We start from the raw sequence: 23,701 nt of genomic DNA on the forward strand, positions 1-23,701 counted from the left end.
GGCCGCGTGTCAGCCTTTTTCCTGGCGGGCGATCAGGTGGGCGAGATCGAGCGTCGCGCGATCGCCGTTGGTGACGAGGCGATCGATCACCGCGCAGAGCACCTTGAATTCCGTCCTGGTCACGCCTTCGAACAGCACGTTGTTGATGCGCTGCTGCGTTTCCGCAAGCGCCTTCAGCAGCCTGGTGCCGGCCGAGGTGACCGTGAGCCGCATCTTGCGCTTGTCGTCGGGATCGGCGCGCTTGTCGATCAGGCCGAGCTTCTTCAGCTTGCCGGTCTCGATCGTGACGAACGCGCCGCTCAGGTGCAGGTGATCGGCGAGGCGGTTGACGGTCACGACATCGTCGTGCGACAGATGCGCGACCGAGACGAGCAGCGAATACTGGATGCCGGTCAGGCCGACCAGCGAGCCGAAGCCGTCGCGCACCGACAGCAGGCGCGCGGCAAACGGCAGCAAACCATTGATCAGGTGCCGGAATTCCGTGTCCGTGCCGTCGATCAGGCACGCCGGGTTGGTAATCGTCAGAACGGACTCCTCTTGCTGCTTGGCCATGACGTTCACGCTCCGTGCGGTCATGCGAATTTAGCTTTGAAACGAAATTATACGGCAAAGGCACATGCGCCCCGGCCCGCCGCCGGGCGGCGCGTGCGGCCGGACGGCCCGCCACAGGAGAAACGACCATGCCCTTCCCGCTTCCCGCCGAGTCGGTGCGCGCGCTGCTCGAATGCTATCTGCGCGCGAAAGACCTGAACCGTCCCGCGCTGATCGCCGACTGCTTCGCGGCCGACGCCGAACTGAGCTTTTCGCTCGCGCGCGACGACATCGATTTTCCCGCGCGCGTCGCCGGCGCGCCGGCCATTGCGCACACGCTGGTCGGCGATTTCGGCGAACGCTTCGAGCGCTGCCGGACCTACTATGTGTGCATGGAGCCGTCGGTGGACGAAGCAGGCGTCAGCGCGATGCCGTGGCTCGTCGCGATGCGCCAGAAGGACAGCGGCGCATTGCGGATCGGGCACGGCGCGTATCGCTGGCGCTTCGCATCGGATGCGAACGGTATCGGGCGAATTGCCGCGCTGCACATCCATATCGCGCGCATGGATACGATCGACGATCCGAACGGTGCAAAGCTCGCTGCGCTGCATGCGGCGTTCGGCTATCCGTGGCTGCCGCCGCAGGCGCTCGCGCGCGGGTTCGCGGCGCTGGCCGCCGCGCACCCCGACTGGACGTTCGTCGCGCCGTTTCGACAGATTGCCGCCGCGACCGACGCCTGAGCGCGCCGACGCCGCCTACCGCACGACGTCGAGCGCCTGCCGGACGCCATCCCAGTCGAGCCCGAATCGCGCGAGATACTTGCGCAGGCGATCCGCATCGTTCGGCTGCTTCTTGCCCTGCCGCGACACCGCGAACAGCGTGCGCCCCGCTTCCGACAGACTCGCCGACCCGCAGCACACCTCGAGCACGCGCTCGAGCTGTACGCGGTCGAACAGGTCGAGTTCCGCCGCGCGTGCGCCGAGCACCGCGTCGACGCGCGCGTCCGCGCCCGCGCCGTCGGGCGTGGACCACGTGCGCGCCAGCCGCTCGACCTCCTGCTCCACGATGGCCTCGGTAATGCGGCCCGCGTCGGCCAGCGTCGCCATCCGCGTGACCGACGCCGACAGCTCGCGGAAATTGCCGGCCCACGCCGCGCGCGGCGACGTCGCAAACGCGAGATAGCGCCGCTTCGCCTCGACGTTGAAGCGCACCTGCTCGCCCTGCTCGCGACCGAAGCGGTCGAGCTCGAATTCGAGGTTCGGCTCGATGTCCTCGCGCCGCTCGGCCAGCCCCGGCAGTTCATAGGTCCACAGATTGATCCGCGCATAGAGATCCTCGCGGAACGTGCCGGCGGCCACCATCTGCCGCAAGTCGCGATGCGTGCCGGCGATCAGCTCGAAATCGCTGCTCGCCTCGACATCCGCGCCGACCGGCAGGAAGCGCTTCTCCTCGATCGCCTTCAGCAGCATCGCCTGCTCGTCGAGCCCGAGTTCGCCGATCTCGTCGAGAAACAGCAGGCCGCCGTCGGCCGCACGCAGCAGCCCCGCGCGCGCGGACTGCGCGCCCGTGAACGCACCCTTCACGTGACCGAACAGCGTCGACATCGCGGCATCGCCGCGCAGCGTCGCGCAGTTGATCTCGATGAACGGCCCCGCGAGCCGATGGCGGGCGCGCTTCAGCTCGTACACGCGCTTCGCGAGAAACGACTTGCCGGCGCCCGTCGGCCCGACCAGCAGCATCGGCGCACGCGAGCGCACCGCGACGCGCTCCAGCTGCTCGATCAGCGCGTTGAAGCGCGCGTTGCGCGTCGCGATACCGGCCTTCAGGAACGACACCGTCTCGTCGCGCTCGCGCGTGAAGCGCTGTGCGATCCGGTTGTAGCGCGACAGGTCGAGATCGATCACCGACACCGTGCCCGGCCCGCTCGGCCCCTCGTCGGTCTGTTGCGGCGGCCCCGTCTGCACGAGGCGTGCCGGCAGATAGCGCGCCTCCGCGAGCAGGAACCAGCAGATCTGCGCGACGTGCGTGCCGGTCGTGATGTGGATCAGGTAGTCCTCGCGGTCGAGGTCGAACGGATACGCGCGCGCGTAGTCGTGCAGCGTCGCATAGACCTCCTCGAAATCCCACGGATCGCGAATCGCGACCGGCACGGGGCGCACCTCGGTGTGCGGCGAGATGCGTTCGATATCCTCCTTCACGCGGTTCGCGAGCCGTGCATAGCTCGGCGGATGCAGCAGTTCGAGCCGGTCGATCGGCAGGTCGGGCTGGTCGCACAGTGAGACCGTCGGCCGCCACTTGCGCCAGCGGCGCTGCACACCGCCGGCCTGGTCGAGCACGGTGCCGAGAAAACCGATCGCGACGGTCTTGCGCATTTTTTATCCCACAAGATAAGAAGCGATCCGATTGTATCGGATTTTCGCGAGCGCATTTCGCCGACGGCGCTTCGCACCACGCGCCGGTCTCAGGCAATTTCCCTTCCGATTCAACGACTTGAAAATTATTCCGTGCGCCGCGACACCCGCTGGCACGCTCCTCGCTAAATAGAAAGCGCCGGATGTCCCGCTGGCCCGCGAGTGAAGGTTCGCAAGCCTTGCTGGTGCGCCGCCGCCGAACACGATTCGTCGCGGCAGCGCATGCCGCCATGGACAGACGAAGGCAAAGGGGCGCGCATGGTGCCGCGCCCGGGTTCGACTCCCGGGGCGCCCACCGTTCGATAGCTCATGGGTAGAGCAGCCGGCGAAAGCCGGCGTGTAGCGGGTTCGATTCCCGCTCGAACATTGTCCGCAAGGACAATCTCTTGAAACAGCAGTACCCGCCGGCGCGGGCCGCGAGGCCCGCCGCGTGTCGGACCGGTTGCGGTTCCGCGCGACCGGCCGGGCGGCCGGGCGGCCGGACGGCCTGCGCCAGCGCGCATCGCGACACGAAGCAACCGGTGTCGCCGTGAACGCAGGCGCCGGCCCCCGCGCCGCCCGCCCGGTCGCGTCGCGCCCCGATCCGTGCGATGCGTGCCGCCCGGCGGTCATCGAAGAAAAGGACAAGAATATGTGGAAGCGTCATGTAGTGAAAAAGAACGAACGCGCGCTGCTGATGAACGAGGGCGATTTCGTGAAGGTGCTCGAACCGGGCGTGTTCCGGGCCTTCGATCCGTTCAAGCGTCTGTCGGTGCAGACCGCGCGCCTCGATGCGCCGCTCGCCGACGCGGCACTGGCCGACTACCTGCGTCACGACGCTGCGGACGTGCTCGCGCAGCACTTCGTCGCGATGGATCTGGCCGACGACGAAGCGGGCCTGCGCTACGAGGACGACGTGCTCGTCGAGATCCTGCCGCCCGGCACGCGTCGCCTGTACTGGCGCGGCCTGATCGCGCATCGGCTGGAGCGTGTCGACCTGTCGCAGGACAGCATGCTGCCGGCCGCGCTGGCGAAGCGCCTCGCGCAGCCGGCGCTGCGTGCGCGCGGCGTCGCGGGCCTGACGGGCGTGCTGCTGGCGCAGGTGCCGGCGTACCACGTCGGCGTGCTGAAGATCGACGGCAAGGTCGAGCGGCTGCTCGATCCCGGGCTGTCGGCGTTCTGGCGCTTCAACCGCGACGTCGCGGTCGAGTACGTCGACCTGCGCGTGCAGTCGGTCGAAGTCGGCGGGCAGGAAATCCTGACGCGCGACAAGGTCGCGCTGCGGCTGAACCTGTCGGCAACGTGGTGCTATGCGGACGTGCTGCACGCGTTCGGCCAGTTGCAGAAACCGGTCGAGCACCTGTATCGCGAGCTGCAGTTCGCGCTGCGCGCGGCCGTCGGCACGCGCTCGCTCGACGAGCTGCTGGAAGACAAGCAGGCGATCGACGAGGTCGTGATCGCGCAGGTGCGCGCCCGGCTCGCGAATTCGGGCGTCGAGGTGCGCAGTGTCGGCGTGAAGGATATCGTGCTGCCCGGCGACATGAAGACGATCCTCGCGCAGGTGGTCGAGGCCGAGAAGGCCGCGCAGGCGAACGTGATTCGCCGCCGCGAGGAAACGGCCGCGACGCGTTCGCTGCTGAACACGGCGAAGGTGATGGAAGAGAACCCGACCGCGCTGCGGCTCAAGGAGCTGGAAACGCTCGAGCGCGTCGCGGAACGGATCGACCGCATCTCGGTGTTCGGCGGTCTCGACCAGGTGCTGAACGGACTCGTCAGCATCAAGGGTGCGCAGTGAATGCAACGGCGCGGCGCATCGGCGCCGCGCGCGATGAACGATGGAATCAGGTGAAGCCAATGAGTGAAACGGATTATCAGGTGATGGAGCTGGCGAACGGCAAGCCGGTGAAGATGTGGACGAACGGCGTCGCCGTCGAGGAAGACGCGCGCACGCAACTGCGCAACACCGCGCAGATGCCGTTCATTTTCAAGCACGTGGCGGTGATGCCGGACGTGCACCTCGGCAAGGGCTCGACGATCGGCAGCGTGATTCCGACGAAGGGCGCGATCATTCCGGCCGCGGTCGGCGTCGATATCGGCTGCGGCATGATGGCCGCGCGCACGACGCTGAGCGCGTCCGATCTGCCGGACTCGCTCGCGGGCCTGCGCAGCGCGATCGAACGCGCGGTGCCGCACGGCCGCGCGCCGGGCCGGCGAGATCCGGGTGCCTGGGGCGACCGCGCGCCGGCGACCGTCGCCGATGTATGGCAGTCGCTGCTGCCGGGCTTTCGGCGGATCGTCGACAAGTACCCGAAGCTGGAAAAGACCAACCATTACGCGCATCTCGGCACGCTCGGCACCGGCAACCACTTCATCGAAGTGTGCATCGACGAAGCGGACCGCGTGTGGTTCATGCTGCACAGCGGCTCGCGCGGCGTCGGCAATGCGATCGGCAGCCTGTTCATCGAGCTCGCGCAGGCCGACATGCGGCAGCACATCGCGAACCTGCCGGACCGCAACCTCGCGTATTTCAACGAGGGCAGCCGGCACTTCGACGACTACGTCGAGGCGGTCGGCTGGGCGCAGGACTACGCGCGCCGCAACCGTCAGCTGATGATGGAAGCCGTGATCGATGCGGCGCGCGGCGCGATCGGCAAGCCGTTCGCGATCGACGAGCACGCGGTGAACTGCCACCACAACTATGTGCAGCGCGAACGCCACTTCGGCCAGGACGTCCTCGTGACCCGCAAGGGTGCGGTGTCCGCGCAGAAGGGGCAGCTCGGCATCATTCCGGGTTCGATGGGCGCGAAAAGCTTCATCGTGCGCGGGCTCGGCAACGCGGAAAGCTTCTGCTCGTGCAGCCACGGCGCGGGCCGCACGATGAGCCGGACCGAAGCAAAGCGCCGCTTCACCGTCGACGACCAGGTGAAGGCGACGCAAGGCGTCGAATGCCGGAAGGACGCGGGCGTCGTCGACGAAATCCCGATGGCCTACAAGGACATCGACGCGGTGATGGCGGCGCAGCGCAGCCTCGTCGAAGTAATGCATACGCTGCGGCAGGTGGTGTGCGTGAAAGGATAGCGCGGTGCGCGGCCGATGGCCGGCGGCCGCGCACAACGAAGGAAAACGACAACGATGAACAAGGAAACCTTGAAACCCGTGCGCAGCGCGCATCCGGTCGAACCGGCCGTGCGGGCGCGCGTGATGGCGGAGCTCGCGGATGTCGAGCGCCGTCACGACGTGAGCGTGCTGTTCGCCTGCGAATCGGGCAGCCGCGGCTGGGGCTTCGCGTCGCCGGACAGCGATTACGACGTGCGCTTCGTCTACGTGCATCGGCGCGACTGGTATCTGCGCGTCGAAGCGCAGCGCGACGTGATCGAGCGGCCGCTCGACGACGAGCTCGACGTCAGCGGCTGGGAGTTGCGCAAGGCGCTGCAATTGCTGCACCGGTCGAATCCGACGCTGCTCGAATGGCTCGACTCGCCGGTCGTCTATCGCGAGGATCCGCGCTGGGCGCCACGGCTCAGGTCGCTGGCCGGCGCGTTCTTTGCGCCGCTGCGCGGGCGGCATCACTATCTCGCGATGGCGAAGAAGAACTTTCGCGGCTATCTGCAAGGCGACACGGTGCGCTACAAGAAGTATCTGTACGTGCTGCGGCCGCTGCTCGCGGTGCGCTGGATCGACATGGGGCTCGGGATGCCGCCGATGCGCTTCGCGGATCTCGTCGCCGGCACCGTGCACGAGCCGGCGGTGCGCGCGGAGCTCGATGCGCTGCTCGCGCTGAAGATGAGCGCGAACGAAAGCGAATACGGGCCGCGTCGCCCTGCGCTCCACGCGCTCATCGAGTCGATGCTCGCCGACGCCGCGCACGACCGCGAATACAAGCGGCCGTCGGGCGACGTCGCGATGCTCGACGCGTTCCTGCGCGACGTGCTCGCTCATCGATGAAGCGCGAACGGCGCGATGCCTGCGGGTATCGCGCCGTTTCGCCCGATGCGCGCAGGGCGCGACGCCGCTCGCCGCAGCAACGCGCATGCCTGCGCGCGGCCCGGCACCGCACGGACCGAAGCCGATCGCGACGAGGCTAGCGGCTATACTCGACGTTGTCCGGCCCGACGCGTAGGGCTTGCTTACGATACGCCGACTGCCGGGCCGCTTCTGCTTTCCCGCCCCTCGTCGATACGAACCGCCATGTTTCGCCGCCTTTCGCTCGCCATCGCCGCCACCCTGCTCGCCCCGTCGCTCACCGCCCACGCGCATCAGTCCGCGCAGCATTCGATCGACCGGACCTTCCGGAACTGGTCCGTCGTCTGCGACAACACCCGCCGCTGCATTGCCGAAAGCGGCGGCGACGATCTCGATTCGCGCACCGGCCTGATCGTGCGCCTGACGCGCGATGCCGGCCCGGACGCGCAAGCGTCGCTGGAGCTCTTCGCGACGGCCCCGCTCGATCTGCATGCCGCCCGCGTGGACGGCCGCCCGTTCGACGTGGCGCCCACCCGCTGGCAGGCGTCCGACGACCACGCGAACGACCGGACGTATCCGTTCCACGTCCGCACCGACGACGCCGCGACGATCGATGCATGGCTCGGCGCGTCGCGCAACGCGCAGACGCTGAGCTTCGGCGATCCGGCATCGGCTGCGACGCCGAGTCTTTCCCTGTCGGGATTGAACGCCGCGCTGCTGCTGATCGACGATACGCAAGGCCGCATCGGCACCGTCACCGCGCTGCTGCGCAAGGGCGGCCGGCCCGCCGCAGCGGTGCCCGCCGCGCCGGCGCTGCCTGCCGCACCGACGCCCGCGCCGCCCGCTGCCCGGTTGTCGGCGGCCGAACAGCGCCCGCTCGTCGATGCGGTGCTGGCGAAATTCGGCGGCGACGTGAAGCGCTGCGCGGCCGACATGGAAGACGAGATGTCGCCGCAGGCCCGCCGCCAGGCATCGCAGGCGACATCGCTGTCCGCCGACGAGGCGCTCGTGTCGATCCCGTGCCAGACGAGCAGCATGTACAACCATACCGACCTCTGGTATCGCGTGCGCCGATCGCCGCCGTACGCGCCGACGCCGGTGGATTTCGGCGAGAACGCGAACGCGGGACTCGATTCGGCCTCGTTCGTCAACGAGCTGACCCAGGCCAGCTACGATCCCGCCGACGCGACGCTGTCGAGCCTCGTCCGGCTGCGCAGCGCCGGCGATTGCGGCTCGAGCGCGTCGTGGATCTTCGACGGGCGCCGCTTCGTGCTGAGCGATGTCGCGACGAACGGCACCTGCAACGGGATGTTCCCCGATCAGTGGGCGCGCCTGTATCGAACGGCCGGCGCGACGGAAAACCGGCACTGACGCGAACGTCGTCGCGCGCATGCCGGCCGCGGACGCGTCTACCCGCTACGCGCCCTCGCCCGTCAATCGCCCGTCAATGCCTGTCACTCGCCGACGATCGAAATCGAAAACCCGTCCCAGCCCTTCTGCCCGACGGTCTGCACGGCCGTCGTCGTGAGCCGCGGCTCGGCGGCGATGCGCGCGAACCCTTCGCGCACGCCGACGACATCCGGATCGCGGTTGTCGGAATCGGCCACGCGCCCGCGCCGCACGACGTTGTCGACGACGATCACCGTGCCCGGCCGCGACAGCTTCAGCGCGGCATCGAGATAGGCGCGGTTGTTGTCCTTGTCCGCGTCGATGAAGATGAAATCGAACGGCGCCTCGCCGTCGGCAATGAGCCGCACAAGACTCTCCTTCGCGCTGCCGACGACGACCGACACCGCCTGCGCGAACCCCGCGCGCGCGACGTTCCGCGTCGCGACCTCCGCATGCGCCGGATTCAGCTCGAGCGTCACGAGCCGGCCGCCGGGCGGCAATGCGCGCGCCAGCCAGATCGTGCTGTAGCCGCCGAGCGTGCCGACCTCGAGAATGCGCCGCGCGCCGCGAATCGTCGCGAGCAGCTGCAGCAGCTTGCCCTGGTTCGGCGCGACGTTGATCGCCGGCAGTCCGGCCGCTTCGCTCGCCGCCAGCGCCGCGTCGAGCGCATCGTCGGACGGCACGAGCGTCGCGGAGAAATAGGCGTCCACCTGGTTCCACTGATCCTGATCCATCACGCACCTTTCGTCTGCGGAAAAGGCCATTCTATGCACCGCACGCCAATAAGCAACGAACCATTCGTTCTAAGTCGGCACGCCACGGGCCCATATAATCGCCGAACCATCACAACAACAGACGGAGCACCCATGACCGAACAGGCCTCTTCGAAGTGGCGTCTCGAAACCCTCGCCGTGCACGGCGGCTATCGCCCCGACCCGACCACGCGCGCGGTCGCGGTGCCGATCTACCAGACCGTTGCGTACGCATTCGACGACACGCAGCACGGCGCGGACCTGTTCGACCTGAAGGTCCAGGGCAACATCTACACGCGGATCATGAACCCGACGACGGACGTGCTCGAACAGCGCATCGCCGCGCTCGAGGGCGGCATCGGCGCGCTGGCGCTCGCCTCCGGCCAGGCGGCCGTCACCTATGCGATCCAGACGATTGCCGAGGCCGGCGACAACATCGTGTCCGCGAGTTCGCTGTACGGCGGCACCTACAACCTGTTCGCGCATACGCTGCCGCAATACGGAATCACGACGCGCTTCGCCGATCCGCGCGACCCGGCCTCGTTCGAGCCGCTGATCGACGCGCGCACGAAGGCGATCTTCGCGGAATCGGTCGGCAACCCGCTCGGCAACATCACCGACATCGCCGCGCTCGCGGACATCGCACATCGTCACGGCATCCCGCTGATCGTCGACAACACGGTGCCGTCGCCCTATCTGCTGCGCCCGTTCGAGCACGGCGCGGACATCGTCGTGCATTCGCTGACGAAGTATCTCGGCGGCCACGGCACGAGCCTCGGCGGCGCGATCGTCGATTCGGGCAAGTTCCCGTGGGCCGAGCATGCGGACCGCTTCAAGCGGCTGAACGAGCCGGACGTCAGCTATCACGGCGTCGTCTACACGGAAGCGTTCGGGCCGGCCGCGTATATCGGCCGCGCGCGCGTCGTGCCGCTGCGCAACATGGGCGCGGCGATCTCGCCGTTCAACGCATTCCAGATCCTGCAGGGCATCGAGACGCTCGCGCTGCGCATCGACCGCATCAGCGACAACGCGCTGAAGATCGCGCAGCATCTCGCGCATCACGAACAGGTGGAATGGGTGAACTATGCGGGCCTGCCCGATCATCCGGACCATCCGCTGGTGGCGCGCTATCTGTCCGGCCGCGCGCCGGGCATCCTGACCTTCGGCGTGAAGGGCGGCCGCGCGGGCGGCGCGAAGTTCCAGGACGCGCTGCAGCTGTTCACGCGGCTCGTCAATATCGGCGACACGAAGTCGCTCGCGACGCATCCGGCCTCGACGACGCACCGGCAACTGTCGCCGGCCGAGCTTGCGAAGGCCGGCGTGAAGGAGGAAACGGTGCGGCTGTCGATCGGCATCGAGCATATCGACGATCTGCTCGCCGATCTGGATCAGGCGCTTGCGCAGGTGTGACGCGGCGCGTGCGTCACGCGCCGCCGCGTCCCGCACGGCGGCGCTGCGCGAGCCAGTCGAGCAGCTGCCGCCCGTCGCGTTCGCCGAACCAGCGTGCGTGGCCGAGCAGATAGCCGTCGTACGCGATGTCGACGATCTCCGGCGCATCGACGATGCAGCCGAAATACGCGACTTCCGACAACGCAAACTCCGTATGCACGATCGGCAGCAGCGCCACCAGCGCCGCATACGCGTCGTCGCTCAGCGGTTCGAGCGCTTCGTAGCCGTCGAGCAGCGCGTCGATCTGCGCGTACTCGATGCGGCGCGCGTCGGCCGGCGCGAGCCAGTCGATCGCATTGCGCTCGATCGCGAGCGCGAGGTCCATCACCGCGCAGGTGCGATCCGACAGGCCGAAATCGAGCACGGTCTGCACCTGCGCGCCCGGCTCGGCGCCGCTCCACAGCAGGTTCGACGCATGCCAGTCGCCGTGCGTCCACAGCGGTGCGAGCGCGGGCAGCAGCGGCGCGAGGCGCGCATGATACGGGCCGATCGCGTCGGCCACGTCGCCGCGCCAGTCGCGTGCGCCGAGCGCGCGCACCAGCAGCGGCTGCGCGTCGACCCAGCGTTCGAGCGCGCCCGCGAGATCGGCGCACGACAGCACGCGGAAACTCGACAGCAGCGTGCGCACCGGCCGCGCAGGCGCGTCGTAGCCGGCCGACACGCGATGCAGGCGGGCCAGCGCCTGGCCGGCCGCATGCGCATGCGACGGATGCATGAACGGCTTCCACGACATCACGCCGCGATAGGCGTCGACGCCCGGCGCGACCACGTGCACCTCGTAGGTCCAGTCGCCGCATGCAAACGCCGTCGCGCCGCCGCGCGCCGCGAGCACTTCCGGCACCGGGCAACCGTGCGCGCGCAGATGCGCGATGAAGCGATGCTCTTCCTCGAGCCCCGCGACATCGCGCAGGCTCACGTGATGACGCTTGACGAACAGCGGCGTGCGACCGGCCGCCATGCGCACCAGCGCGGCCGCCGAGAACGGCCGCGGGCTGTGCCATGTCAGCTGCTCGGGCTCGCCGGCGCCGTCGATGCGCGCGAGCACCGCCGCGACTTCGTCGTGCGTCATCAGCGGCCAGTCGCGTTCGGCCTGCTCGCCGTCGACGCCGAATTGCGGCGGCGCGATGTCGCGCGATACCGGCCCGTCCGGTTCGAGAGGAAATGACATGAACGACCTAGCTCCGTAAACGAATCATCGCGCGAACCGCGGCGCGAACCCGCGCGACTCAGCGCGCGCCGTCGCCCGCCGCGAGCGTGGACCTGCCCGCCGCGCGCAGCGCGTCGGCGGTCCGGCTCCAGTCGCGCCAGCCGACCACCGCCAGCCCGATGAACAGCGCATAGAGCCCGGCCGTCAGATACAGCTCCTTGAACACGAACATCCCGACGTACACGACGTTCACGACGATCCACAGCCCCCACGACGCGATATAGCGCCGCGCGGTCCAGTATTGCGCGACGAGACTGAACGCGGTCAGCGACGCGTCGACGAACGGCAGCGCCGCGTCGGTCCAGCGCGCCATCATCCCGCCGAGCAGCGCGCTGCCGACCACGGCCGCGATCAGGTCGGGCAGCATCTGGCGCGGCCGCACGCCCGTGACGGGCGCCACGTCGCCCGCCGGCGCCGCGCCACCGCTCGCCTCCCGCGCGCGCTGCGCGAGCCAGCGCTGCCAGCCGTATACCTGCAGCACCGCGAACGCGCCCTGCAGCAGCATGTCCGAGTACAGCTTCGCGTCGAAGAAGATCCAGCCGTACAGCGCGACCGACGCGAGGCCGACCGGCCAGCACAGCATGCGCCGCTTCGCGGTCAGCCAGATCGCGAGCGCGCTGACGATCACGCCGGCGATTTCGAGTGGGGACATCGTCCGTGCTCTCCAGTGGGGCCGATGGGCCGCCGCTCAGGCGGCCGGCGCCGGCCGGTCAGAAATCATAGGTCAACGATACGCGAGCCGTGCGCGGCGCGCCCGGGAACAGGTACGCGTCGCCCTGCTGCTCGCCCGCATCGCGCCAGTAGAACTTGTTGAACAGATTGTCCACCGACACGCGCAGCACCGTGCGATGGCCCGCGATCTTCGTCGTGTAGCGTGCGCCGAGATTGAACACGAACCACGACGGCACGCGCGCGGTGCCCTCCTCGTTCGCGTTGCGGGCCGCGCTGTACTCGACGCCGCCGAGCACGTTCAGGCCCGCGACCTGCGGCACCGCGTAGTCCGCGTACAGCGACGCGCGCAGCGCGGGCACGTTGATGATCTGGTGGCCTTCGTAGGCGGGCGAACCCGAATCGTATGCGCGGGCGCGGATCGCCGCGACGCTGGCCGTCAGCGACAGCCGCCGCGTCAGCTGGCCCGCCGCGCCGAGTTCGATCCCCTGGTGCCGCTGCGTGCCGCGCTGCACGAACGTATAGCTGGCGCCCGACGCATCCGGATCGGCGAACTGGAACGGCTTGCTGATCGAGAACACGGCGGCCGTGAGGCTCAGCCGGTCGAGCCAGTCGTATTTCGCGCCGAGTTCGACCTGATGCGATTCGACCGGCGGCAGGAACGCATATGCGTTGGTCGCGCGCACCGGCGCCTGGTCGCCGAGCGACAGCGCCTTGCTGTACGACGCGTACAGCGACAACGCGTTCACCGGCTTGTAGACGAGCGCGACCTGCGGCAGGAACACCGAGCGGTCGGTATGCGTCGCCGGGCCGTCGAGGCTGTCCCAGCTGCGCTGACGCAGCAGCACTTCCTTGCCGCCCGCGAGCACCTGCCAGTGTTCGCCGAGGCTGATGCGGTCGAGCCCGAACACCCCGTACTGCCACGCATCGAGCTGCGGATACGACGGGCCCGCCACGTTCGGCGACGGCGCAAACGCGATATCGGGACCGTAGATGTTCTCGCTGCCGACGTAGTCGTACACCGCGTCCGCCATGTGCACGACGCGACGCTGCACGCTCAGGCCGAGCGTCAGCTCGTGCCGCAGCGGCCCGGTCGAGAACTTGCCGGTCGTCACCGCGCGCAGGTCGTCGTTGCGACGATATTCGCCGGGGCTGCGGAAGTCGTACACGTCGTAGTCGCCGTTCGCGCCGAAGAAGAACGGCGAGGTCGCGCCGGCCGCGCAGCTCGGTGCGTACGCGCAACCGTACGCGAACGCGCTGTTGTCGTCGATCATCGTGCGACTGCGGCCCGCGGCGACATACGCGCGCCAGTCGTCGCTGAACTGGTAGTCGAAGCGCGCATTCAGGTTCAGCGCGTCGGTCGTGACGGGCTTCGCCCACGGCTGCGTGCCGAGCGCCTTCGACGTCGTGTTGACCGAGGGCACGACGGTGCCGCCGAGCAGCTGATAGCCGGGCGCGGAACGCTGGATCCACTGCTGGAATTCGGCGTTGAGCTGCAGGCTCGCGCGCGGGTTGATGTCCCAGTCGGCGGCGATCGAACCGAACGTGCGCCGTCCGTTCGTGCCGTCGATATACGAGTGCATGTTCTCCTTCGCGGCGTTGATCCGGAAGCCGAACTGATTGTCGGGGCCGAAGCGACGCCCGAGGTCCACCGCCGCCGACGTCGAGCCGCGGCTGTCGACGCCCGTCGTCACGCTCGCGACGTTCGCGGAGCGCTTGGTCACGAAGTTGATCACGCCGCCCGGTGCGACCACGCCGCTGTCGATGCCCGCGAGCCCTTTCAGGATCTCGACCCGCTCCTTGTTCTCGAGCGGCACGTTCTGCTCGCCGGACACCGTCAGCCCGTCGATGCGGATCGCGCTCGCCAGATCGACCGGGAAGCCGCGGATCGCGAAGCCTTCGTAGTAGCCGACCGGCGCATAGTCGTTGACGACCGACGCGTCGTTGCGCACCACGTCGCTGAGCCGCTTCGCCTGCTGGTCGTCGAGCTGCGCGCGCGTGACGACGCTCACCGAGGCCGGCGTGTCGCGCAGCGGCGCGTCGTCGAGGCCGGCCACCGACGCGTCGCGCGCGCGATACGTGCTGCCGCGCGCGCCGTTGACCGTGATGGTCGGCAGTGTCGCGCCGGCGGTCGCATCGGCGTCCGGCGCCGGCGCATCGCCCGCTGCCGCGGCGGCCTGCGCCGCGAGAAGCGTGATGCCGAGACCGACGCCGAGCCCGACATTCGCGCGCCGCCGCCGTGCGGCCGACGCTGTTGTTCTATTCACCGTCATTGTTCTGGATGGAAAACTCGCCACTCAACCCTGTCGAAAGCCGAAGCCCGTCACGAAGCCGCGAAGCGCACGGCCGATACGCCGCCGGTCTCCGCCGCCACGTCGATCTCCATGCCCGGTCGCACACGCAGACGCCATTCGTCTGACGATAAAGCCGCATGGATGCCGGCCGATCGGGGGACGCAAGAGGAAACACCGGATTCAGGCGATGCGCCGGCAACCGGCGCCGCGTGTCGGCGGTCGTTCGTCGGCGCGTATCGTGCGGTCGGCTGCATCGCGCAGTCGTTTCATGCGGGGACGCTTCGGACGCCACGGCGCGGCATGCGACGCGTGCAGCGCGCGCCGCTCCGGGGAACGGCAAGCTGCCGGTCGCGCGCGACATCGCGGCGCGGCGCGCATTTTACCCCGGGCGGACGGGGCGACAGGGAAAACCGCCGGCAGCGGCGGTCGGCGCGTCGAAGCGGTCGACAACCGGGAGAACAAGGTTTCGACCGTCGCGGCGGAAGGCGGCGCGGCGACGCCGGATCGCCGCGGCCGCGCTATGCGGTATCGGCAGCCTTCAGCCCGTGCGCTTCGATCATCTGCTGGCGCATCACGAACTTCTGCACCTTGCCCGTCACCGTCATCGGCAGTTCGTCGACGAAGCACACGTATTTCGGAATCTTGTAGTGCGCGATCTGTCCGTGACAGAACGCGCGCACGTCGTCCTCGCTCATCTGCTCGTCCGCGCGCAGCACGATCCACGCGCACAGCTCCTCGCCGTATTTCGGATCGGGCACGCCGAACACCTGCACGCTCTGGATCTTCGGATGCCGGAACAGGAATTCCTCGATCTCGCGCGGATAGATGTTCTCGCCGCCGCGAATCACCATGTCCTTCAGCCGGCCGACGATATTGCAGTAGCCGTCCGCATCGAGCGTCGCGAGATCGCCCGTGTGCATCCAGCCGTCGACGATCGTCTCGCGCGTCTTCGCCTCGTCGTCCCAGTAGCCGAGCATCACCGAATAGCCCTTCGTGCACAGCTCGCCCGTCGCGCCGACCGGCACGATATTCCCTTCCGGATCGACGATCTTCACTTCGAGATGCGGCTGGATGCGCCCGACCGTCGTCGTGCGCTTCTCCAGCGGATCGTCGGTCGAGCTCTGGAACGACACGGGGCTCGTCTCGGTCATCCCGTACGCGATCGTGATCTCCGACAGGTGCATCTGCGACACGACGCGCTTCATCGTCTCGATCGGGCACGGCGAGCCGGCCATGATCCCCGTGCGCAGCGTCGACAGGTCGAACTTCGCGAACTCAGTGTGATCGAGTTCCGCGATGAACATCGTCGGCACGCCGTGCAGCGCGGTGCAACGCTCTTCGGCCACCGCCGCGAGCGTCGCGACCGGGTCGAACGCCTCGCCCGGGAACACCATCGCCGCGCCGGTCGACACGCACGCGAGCACGGCCAGCACCATGCCGAAGCAGTGATAGAGCGGCACCGGGATGCACAGCGCGTCCTGCTCGCTGAAACGCATCGCCATCGCGATGAAGCGTGCGTTGTTGACGACGTTGCGATGCGTGAGCGTCGCGCCCTTCGGGCTGCCGGTCGTGCCGCTCGTGAACTGGATGTTGATCGGATCGGTCGCCGCGAGCGTCGCGCCGAGCGCATCGAGCCGCGCGACGTCGAGCGTGTCGCGGCCCTGCGCGACGACGTCCGGATAGCGCAGCATGCCCGGCGTGTGGCCGTCGCCCATCCGGATCACGATGCGCAATTCGGGCAGCCGCGCCGCGCGCAGCTCGCCGGGCGCGCAATGCGCGAGTTCCGGCGCGAGTGCCTGCAGCATCTCCAGGTACGCCGACGACTTGAACTGCTCGGCCGCGATCAGCGCGCGGCAGCCGACCTTGTTCAGCGCGTATTCGAGTTCCGCGAGCCGGTAGGCGGGATTGATGTTGACGAGGATCGCGCCGATGCGCGCGGTCGCGAACTGCGTGAGCAGCCATTCGCTGCGGTTCGGCGACCAGATGCCGACGCGATCGCCCTTGGCAATCCCCAAGGCGGCAAGCCCCGCCGCGAGCACATCAACCTCGTGCGCGAACTCGCGCCAGCTCCAGCGCACCTGCTGCTCGCGAAACACGACAGCCGGCCGCGCCGGAAAGCGCGAGGCGGCGTCGCGCAGCAGCGCGGCGACGGTCGCGTCCGACAGCGGCACGTCGGTGCGGCCGCGCACGATCGACAGGCCGTCGCGCGGCGCGCCGTCTGCGATGACGGTAGTCATGCAAGGTCTCCTGATCGGTTGCGCCGTGCGTTCGTCATCGCGTGAACATCTGCGCGGTCGTGATCGCCATGTCGCCGCCCGGCACGCGGATGTCCTTCAGCTTCTTCAGCGTATCGGCGTCGTACACGGCGACGGTGTTGAACGTGCCGGCCAGATAGAGCTTGCTGCCCGCGCGGTTGAACGACAGGCAGTAGTACGAGTGATCGAGCGGCGCGGCCTCGATCAGCTTCTCGTGCTTCACGTCGTATTTCGTCAGCCGGTTCAGCACGCCGTACATCAGGTTCGGATCCTTCGGCGACAACCCGCCCGTGAAATACACCTCGGTCACCGGCGCGAAATCCTTCACCGTCGCATTGCCCGACTTCAGGTCGATGTCGATGTAGCCGTACATCGTCTGCGCGGAAGCCGGATCCTTCCTGTCGTCCTTGAAGCGGTCGGCCGTGTAGAGCAGGTTGAACGTATGCTGCGGACGCTGCTGCGGCCACACGTACAGCACGTCGGGCTGCCCGTACAACGGCCGCTTCCAGTTGCGCAGCGGCACTGCGACGTCGTACTTGCCCGTCTGCGCATTCATCCGGTAGATGTCCGCGCCGACGATAAACAGCGAGCCGTCGTCGGCGGCCTGCAGCATCGTCGTCTGGCGCGGCGCCGCGAACGTGCGCACCGGTTTCGCGTCGAGCCCGCCGTCGGTCCGGTACACCTGCAGGCGCGGCGGCTGCACCTCGTAGCTGTCGCGGTTCAGCCGGGTCGGGTTGACGACGCTGTAGATCTCGCTGCCGTCGGGGCTCAGCGCGATCGAGAACATCGCGCGCGCCCGTTCGTTGCCCGCCTCGGCAAGGTCAGCATGGAACACGGTCCTGCACGAATCGAGATCGACGCCGTACAGGTCGCCGTAGTGATTGTTCAGCACGTACGCGCGCGTGCGGTCGGGGCTGATCTGGATCGTGCCGGGCCCGAACGCGTCGGGCAGCGTGCAGGTCTTGACGACGCTGTCGGTGCCCGCGTCGATCACCGTCAGGTTGTTCGGATAGTTCGTGACGGCGAGGTATTCGCGTCCGGCCTGCAGCGGGCCGTCGGCGGCGGCCGACAGCGTCGCGGCCGATGCGAGCGCCGCGGCGAGCAGCGCCCGGCTCAGGGGTGTCGTGAATCGCATGGAAAATCCTTGTTCGGAGCCGGGTGGGTCACTTGTCTTTGGGGAACACGCTGCCGAGCTGGCGCCAGTCGGTGCCGGAATCGGCCGCATGCTTGTTCCAGTCGGGATAGGTGCTCATCATGTCGGGCACCTGCGCAGGCCACCAGCACGGGTCGGAGCAGCCGTACAGGTCGGCTTCCATCGGCTGGCACAACGATGCGACGCCGCCGAACACGTCGGTCTCCCAGCCGGGATCGGTGGTCGACGTGCAGCCCGCGACCGACGTCATCGCGACGACTTCCTCGAGCCGGTCCTGCTGCGCGGCCTCTTCGAGCTTTCTCGCCTTGTTGTTGAGCGGCTTCAGATGTTTCATGGTCAGTTCGCCTTCCGCGGAATGAGGTAAGTGTCGATGAACGCCGGATTGCCGGCGACGATCCGGCTGTAGACCTCGATGCCGAAATCGATCCAGTCGCGCATCAGCTCGCAGTAATGATAGGTCGGATGCGCGGGGTCGCCGTAGCGCGCATAGCTCTCGTGATAGCAGCCGCCCGAGCACAGGTTGCGGATCCGGCAGGTCTCGCAGCCGGTGCCGCTGCGTTCGAGGCGCTGCGACAGGAAGTCGTTGAGCTGCGTCTGCGCCACGCCGTCGCGCACGTTGCCGAAGGTCGGCAGCGTCGAGCCGGTGAAGCGGTGGCACAGGTTCAGGTCGCCCTTGTGATCGACCGCGAGCATCTTGAGCCCCGCGCCGCACGGCAGCGATTTCTTGTGCCCTTCGTGCAGGTCGGTGATCAGCTGGTGCAGGTTCGAGAAGCCGATGTTGCGGTGCTCGAGCGCGGCCGCGAGATAGCGGCGGCCGAGCGCCTTCATGTTCGCGAACACCTGGGCGAGCTCGTCGGGCTGCAGGTTGAACGTGTCGAGCTGTCCGGACGTGACGGGCGCGAAGCCGACTTCCGCGAAGCCGAGCTCGTTGAACAGGTGATCCCAGATTCCTTCGATGTCGGTCACGCCGCTCGTCAGCGTCACGCGCGCGCCGACCGGCCGGCTGCGATAGCGCCCGAGCAGCATGTCGACCTTGCGCCGCACGACGTCGTAGGTGCCGGCGCCGCCGACCGTGCGGCGGTTCAGGTCGTGGATCGAGCGCGGCCCGTCGATGCTGACCGACAGCCCGAAACGATGCGCGTCGAGCCAGTCGACGATCTCCTCGGTCAGCAGCGTCGCGTTGGTCGTCATCACGAATTCGACCTGCTTGCCGAGCGCGCCGAAACGCAGCTCGCAATACTCGACCATCGTCTCGATCAGCTTGCGGTTGCTGAGCGGTTCGCCGCCGAAGAACACGACCGTGTAGCGCGGCAGGTCGGGCGACTCCTTCAGCAGCATCTCGACCGACGCCTTCGCGGTGTCGAGATCCATCCGCCGCCCGGCGGACGGCGTATCGAGATCTTCCTTGTAGCAATACGTGCAGCTCAGGTTGCAGCCGGTGTTCACGTTCAGCACGACCGTATCGATCGCGGTGCGCTCGACGCGCTTCACCGCGATCTCGGGCGTGAGCGGCGAGCCGTCGCTGACGACCTCGAGGGCCATCAGCTCGCCGAGCGTTTCGGCAAGTTCGCCGCGCGGCGAGCGGCCGCCGAGCCGCGCGAACAGCTCGTCGGCCGTGCAGCTGCTCGCGCGCAATGCGTCGAGGATGTCGGCCGTCACGCGATCGGCCGCGAACAGCGAACTGCTCGGCACGTGGAACATCAGGCGCTCGTCGTCGACCCGCACTTCATGCACGTTGCGTTCGACCACGTTCAGCAGGGCGCTCATCGGATTCTCCTTGCGTTCGTCGATTCGGACCGGGCCGCGTCGCGGCCCGGCGCCAGCGGTTGCGGCGTCGCTCAGGGCAGCGGCGGATTGTTCCAGCGCTGCACCGCGACGATCATGTGCCCGGTGCCAGTCAGCGTGCGCGCTCCGTCGGTCACCGTCGCGACGACGTTCAGGTTGCCCGTGTTGTTGGTGCCCATCCGGCGCGCGGGATTCGGCCCCGCGTCGCCGGGCGTGAAGATCCCCGTGGACGCCTGCATCACGCCCGCGAACTGCGTGTCGCGATCGCCCTTCGCCTGGTCGTCGAACGGCGCGACCGACCATTGCGCCGGCACCACGCCGATGCGGAACGGCTTGCCGGCGGCGTCGACGCCCCATGCGACCGCGTCGAAGCGGCCCTCGACCTTCGGCGTCGCGCCGCCGTTGCCGCCGATGCGCGCGACCGCGAAGTCCGGTTCGACCTTCACGTCGCGGATCTCGCGATAGACCGCGAAGCCGTCCGCCTGTGCGGCGCCGACGCTCACGCGGCGCGGGCCGGCCGCGCTGCCGTCGGCCGCCTTCACGCGCACCCGCAGGTAGCCGGGCGCGCGTTCGAGCACCGATGCGACCGTCACGCCGGGGCCGAACGCGGGCGCGCCCTGCAGGTTCGCGCCGACGATCGTCACGTCGGTCTCGGCGCCCGCCTTCACGTAGGCGGGCTGCACCGCGACGATGTGCGGCTTGCCGAGCTTCGCCGCGCTGAAGTCGAGACCGCGCTCGTCATGCGCATCGTCGAACATCCGGCCGCGCATCTCGCCGTTGGTCGCCATCAGCACCTGCCGCATCGTCGTGTCGCCGACCTTCACGCTCGCGCGCCATTCGTAGCCCGTATAGAGCGTCGCGGTGCCCGTGCCTTCGAGCGGGCTGCCGTCCGCGAAACGCCCCTTCAGTTCGACGTCGAAACGATCGCCCGCACCGCCCTTCACGGTCATCGTGCCGTACGCGTCGCCCTTGCCCGGCATGTGGCCGCCGAAGCTCCACGTGCCGGCGAGCGCGGTCGCGGGCGGATGATGCTGCTTCCAGTCGGTCCACGCGCGGCTGTCGTACGGGTAGTCCTTCGCGAGCATCGGCGCCATCTCGGTCAGCGCGATCTTCAGCCAGTCGCGATCGCGGCCCATCGCCGAATACTCGATCGACGGCCATTGCCCGAGGTGGAAGTTCACGAGCCGGTCCCATTCCGCGACCGGGCGGCGCTGCAGCAGCGGACGCGCAGCCGAATGGCAGCGCGCGCACATCTGCCTGAACTCATCGTTGCCGGCCGTCTCCTGCGTGTTCAGGCGGCGCTCCGGTGCATAGCGGAAGTCCTTCGTCTCCGACGGCGCGAGACCCTGCGTATCCGACAGGTACTTGACGAGAATGCGCCGCTCGTCGTCGCTGATCGTCAGGCCGTGCATCGTCTGCATTCGCGCGATCGTCATCAGCCAGCCTTCCGGCGTCTTGCGCTGATGGCTGATGCGGCTCCACGCATCCTTCGACTCGGCCGCGTGACAGGCGGCGCAGGTCTGGCTCAGGATCGCGTGGGCATCGCGCGGCGCCTGGGCCTGCGCGTGCGCCGCGCCGGCTGCCAGCGCAAGCGCGCCGGCGGCCGCGGCGGCCACGGCCGCGCGGCGCGGCCTGCTGCGTCGAATGAAAGTCTTGAACAAGGCTCTGCTCCTTTACGTGGGGTCTCGATTCGTCCGGCATCCAGCGCTGCGGCGCGTGTCGGATGCTCTTCAAGCACAGGCCGTGCCAATCGCCGGCGTCGAGTTCGCCACAAGGAAAACACGCGTTTTCACCGGCGAACGCTCGGGAAAATCCCGATTCAAACCGGCTTGCCAAACCGGCATTCGCACGCCTTTGCGGCGGCTTCGCACGACGCATCGCCGTCGCACGCGCCGCATGTCGCGTCTCACGTTGCACGCCGATTCTCAAAATGAGACAACGCGCGGCCGGCGCGGCGCGAACCCGGTGCGCCGCACCATGGTGCGCACATCGCGTCTGCCGCCCCGCCGCGCATGGTTCGCACGCCGCGTCGCCGCTTGTTCGCGCGACGCTTGGTATGGAAGCTGCTTCGCGGCTCGGCACCCGAACCCCGATGAGCGAGGAGCTTCCATGCAGGCACCGTTGTCCTTACTTCCGCAAACCCAGACGTTCATCGCACGCGCGCCGTCGATGCTGATCGGCGACGCGTGGCTCGGCGCCGAAAGCGGCGCGACGCTGGCGGTCCGCAATCCCGCGACCGGCGAGGAACTGTGCCGCGTGCCGGCGTCCGGCGCGGCCGACGTCGATCGCGCGGTGCGCGCCGCCCGCCAGGCCTTCGACGATTCCGCGTGGAGCCGCATGCGGCCGCGCGAACGGCAGAACCTGCTGTGGCGCCTCGCCGATCTGGTCGAGCGCGACGCGCAGCAGCTTGCCGAACTCGAATGCGTGAACAACGGCAAGAGCGCGCAGATCGCGCGCGTGATGGACGTGCAACTGTCGATCGACTTCCTGCGCTACATGGCCGGCTGGGCAACCAAGATCGAAGGCTCGACCGTCGACGTGTCGATGCCGCTGATGCCCGACAGCCAGTTCCACGGCTTCGTCCGGCGCGAGGCGGTCGGCGTGGTCGGCGCGATCGTCGCGTGGAATTTCCCGCTGCTGCTCGCGTGCTGGAAGCTCGGCCCCGCGCTCGCGACCGGCTGCACGATGGTGCTGAAGCCCGCCGACGAAACGCCGCTCACCGCGCTGCGGCTCGCGCAGCTCGTGCAGGAAGCCGGCTACCCGGCCGGCGTGTTCAACGTCGTGACCGGCACCGGCGTCGACGCGGGCGCCGCGCTCGCGCAGCATCCGGACGTCGACAAGCTGACCTTCACGGGTTCGACCGAGGTCGGCAAGCTGATCGGCAAGGCCGCGATGGAATCGATGACGCGCGTGACGCTCGAACTCGGCGGCAAGTCGCCGACCATCGTGTTCGCCGATGCCGACCCGGCCGTCGCGGCGGCGGGCGCGGCCACCGCGATCTTCTTCAATCACGGCCAGGTGTGCTGCGCAGGCTCGCGCCTGTACGTGCAGCGCAAGCACTTCGACCGCGTGGTCGGCGACGTCGCGAACATCGCGAGCAACATGAAGCTCGGCAACGCGCTCGACCCGAGCGTCGACATGGGGCCGCTGATCTCGCTGAAGCAGCAGCAGCGCGTGGCCGGCTACATCGAGCGCGGCCGCGAACTCGGCGCGCAGCTCGCATGCGGCGGCGAAGCATACGGGCCCGGCTACTTCGTGAAGCCGACCGTGCTCGTCGACGTCGACCAGAAAGGCCCGCTCGTGCAGGAGGAAATCTTCGGCCCGGTGCTCGTCGCGATGCCGTTCGACACGATCGACGACGCGATCCGTCTCGCGAACGACACGCGCTACGGGCTCGGCGCGAGCATCTGGACCAACGACCTGTCGGCCGCGCACCGGATGATCCCGAAGATCCGCTCCGGTTCGGTGTGGGTCAACTGCCACAGCGCGCTCGATCCGGCGCTGCCGTTCGGCGGCTACCGGATGTCGGGCTTCGGCCGCGAAATGGGCGCGGCCGCGATCGAGCACTACACGGAGCTGAAATCGGTGCTGATGAACGTATAGCCGCCGCGCGCGGCCGCGCCCCCGCCCGTGGTCCGCCGCTCGGCGGGAAACGGGTCGCCAACGGGGGCGCGAACGGCCCGCCGGCGCGCCACGCGAACCCATGCCGTTCGAGGACGGCCACCCGAACCGTCCGCCCCGCCCATCGCCATGCACGTCGCCCCCTCTCCTCAGCCGCTGCACACGCGCCCGCGAATCGCCCGCGCCGCCGCGTCCCGCCTGGGTCTTAGGTTTTTGACCGGATGGATTTATGCCCGGGCTTAT

General features: G+C 68.6%; 18 protein-coding genes and 1 tRNA gene. 8 read left to right on the top strand and 11 right to left on the bottom strand.

The window, feature by feature from the left end; genetic code table 11:
* Positions 1-9 precede the first annotated feature (9 nt).
* Positions 10-552 (bottom strand): MarR family winged helix-turn-helix transcriptional regulator, encoded by a 543-nt coding sequence (locus tag WS57_RS10345; protein ID WP_069244368.1) that lies wholly within the window; start codon positions 550-552, stop codon positions 10-12.
* Positions 553-680: 128 nt separating this feature from the next.
* Between WS57_RS10345 and WS57_RS10350 the strand changes: the two genes are divergently transcribed.
* A complete protein-coding gene (locus WS57_RS10350) occupies positions 681-1,271 on the top strand; it encodes a nuclear transport factor 2 family protein (RefSeq protein WP_009692278.1) in 591 nt (196 codons plus the stop codon).
* 15 nt (positions 1,272-1,286) lie between these two features.
* Here the strand turns inward: WS57_RS10350 and rtcR are convergent, their stop codons facing one another.
* Positions 1,287-2,903 (bottom strand): RNA repair transcriptional activator RtcR, encoded by a 1,617-nt coding sequence (gene rtcR / locus WS57_RS10355; protein WP_069244154.1) that lies wholly within the window; start codon positions 2,901-2,903, stop codon positions 1,287-1,289.
* 335 nt (positions 2,904-3,238) lie between these two features.
* Between rtcR and WS57_RS10360 the strand changes: the two genes are divergently transcribed.
* The 5 genes from WS57_RS10360 (at position 3,239) to WS57_RS10380 (ending at position 8,255) form a co-directional block, all read left to right on the top strand.
* Positions 3,239-3,309, top strand: a tRNA-Phe gene (locus WS57_RS10360).
* Positions 3,310-3,573: 264 nt separating this feature from the next.
* Positions 3,574-4,716 (top strand): slipin family protein, encoded by a 1,143-nt coding sequence (locus tag WS57_RS10365; protein ID WP_059518909.1) that lies wholly within the window; start codon positions 3,574-3,576, stop codon positions 4,714-4,716.
* Positions 4,717-4,775: 59 nt separating this feature from the next.
* Positions 4,776-5,999 (top strand): RtcB family protein, encoded by a 1,224-nt coding sequence (locus tag WS57_RS10370; RefSeq protein WP_059518907.1) that lies wholly within the window; start codon positions 4,776-4,778, stop codon positions 5,997-5,999.
* A gap of 54 nt (positions 6,000-6,053) precedes the next feature.
* Positions 6,054-6,866: a nucleotidyltransferase domain-containing protein gene (locus WS57_RS10375; protein WP_009690495.1), complete on the top strand. Its 813-nt coding sequence runs from the start codon at positions 6,054-6,056 to the stop codon at positions 6,864-6,866.
* Between the two features lie 243 nt (positions 6,867-7,109).
* Complete coding sequence (locus WS57_RS10380; protein ID WP_059518905.1) at positions 7,110-8,255, top strand: DUF1176 domain-containing protein; 1,146 nt, start codon at positions 7,110-7,112, stop codon at positions 8,253-8,255.
* 83 nt (positions 8,256-8,338) lie between these two features.
* Here the strand turns inward: WS57_RS10380 and WS57_RS10385 are convergent, their stop codons facing one another.
* Positions 8,339-9,007, bottom strand: coding sequence for an O-methyltransferase (locus WS57_RS10385; protein ID WP_069244155.1), 669 nt, complete (start codon positions 9,005-9,007; stop codon positions 8,339-8,341).
* Between the two features lie 132 nt (positions 9,008-9,139).
* On the opposite strand from WS57_RS10385, the gene WS57_RS10390 reads away from it, so the two are divergent.
* Positions 9,140-10,435, top strand: coding sequence for an O-acetylhomoserine aminocarboxypropyltransferase/cysteine synthase family protein (locus tag WS57_RS10390; protein ID WP_009691922.1), 1,296 nt, complete (start codon positions 9,140-9,142; stop codon positions 10,433-10,435).
* Between the two features lie 13 nt (positions 10,436-10,448).
* On the opposite strand, the gene WS57_RS10395 is transcribed toward WS57_RS10390, so the two are convergent.
* From WS57_RS10395 to peaA, 8 genes are all read right to left on the bottom strand, one after another.
* Complete coding sequence (locus WS57_RS10395; RefSeq protein WP_069244156.1) at positions 10,449-11,642, bottom strand: phosphotransferase enzyme family protein; 1,194 nt, start codon at positions 11,640-11,642, stop codon at positions 10,449-10,451.
* Between the two features lie 58 nt (positions 11,643-11,700).
* Positions 11,701-12,333 carry a nicotinamide riboside transporter PnuC gene (gene pnuC / locus WS57_RS10400; RefSeq protein ID WP_059518901.1) on the bottom strand — a complete coding sequence of 211 codons (633 nt, stop codon included), beginning with the start codon at positions 12,331-12,333 and terminating at the stop codon, positions 11,701-11,703.
* A gap of 58 nt (positions 12,334-12,391) precedes the next feature.
* Positions 12,392-14,623, bottom strand: coding sequence for a TonB-dependent siderophore receptor (locus WS57_RS10405; RefSeq protein WP_059518899.1), 2,232 nt, complete (start codon positions 14,621-14,623; stop codon positions 12,392-12,394).
* Positions 14,624-15,162: 539 nt separating this feature from the next.
* Positions 15,163-16,881: an AMP-binding protein gene (locus tag WS57_RS10410; RefSeq protein WP_059518897.1), complete on the bottom strand. Its 1,719-nt coding sequence runs from the start codon at positions 16,879-16,881 to the stop codon at positions 15,163-15,165.
* Between the two features lie 34 nt (positions 16,882-16,915).
* On the bottom strand, positions 16,916-18,034 hold the full coding sequence (gene peaD, locus WS57_RS10415) for a quinohemoprotein amine dehydrogenase subunit beta (RefSeq protein ID WP_155774283.1): 1,119 nt from the start codon (positions 18,032-18,034) through the stop codon (positions 16,916-16,918).
* Positions 18,035-18,062: 28 nt separating this feature from the next.
* On the bottom strand, positions 18,063-18,386 hold the full coding sequence (gene qhpC, locus WS57_RS10420) for a quinohemoprotein amine dehydrogenase subunit gamma (RefSeq protein WP_009689614.1): 324 nt from the start codon (positions 18,384-18,386) through the stop codon (positions 18,063-18,065).
* Between the two features lie 2 nt (positions 18,387-18,388).
* Complete coding sequence (gene peaB, locus WS57_RS10425; protein WP_009689613.1) at positions 18,389-19,819, bottom strand: quinohemoprotein amine dehydrogenase maturation protein; 1,431 nt, start codon at positions 19,817-19,819, stop codon at positions 18,389-18,391.
* A 71-nt stretch (positions 19,820-19,890) separates the two neighbouring features.
* Positions 19,891-21,498, bottom strand: coding sequence for a quinohemoprotein amine dehydrogenase subunit alpha (gene peaA, locus WS57_RS10430; protein ID WP_155741268.1), 1,608 nt, complete (start codon positions 21,496-21,498; stop codon positions 19,891-19,893).
* Between the two features lie 448 nt (positions 21,499-21,946).
* Here peaA and WS57_RS10435 point away from each other — a divergent pair, with 448 nt between their 5' ends.
* Positions 21,947-23,440: an aldehyde dehydrogenase family protein gene (locus WS57_RS10435; protein WP_059518893.1), complete on the top strand. Its 1,494-nt coding sequence runs from the start codon at positions 21,947-21,949 to the stop codon at positions 23,438-23,440.
* Positions 23,441-23,701: the final 261 nt, after the last annotated feature.

Source organism: Burkholderia pseudomultivorans, from assembly GCF_001718415.1.
Classification (GTDB): Bacteria; Pseudomonadota; Gammaproteobacteria; order Burkholderiales; family Burkholderiaceae; genus Burkholderia; species Burkholderia pseudomultivorans_A.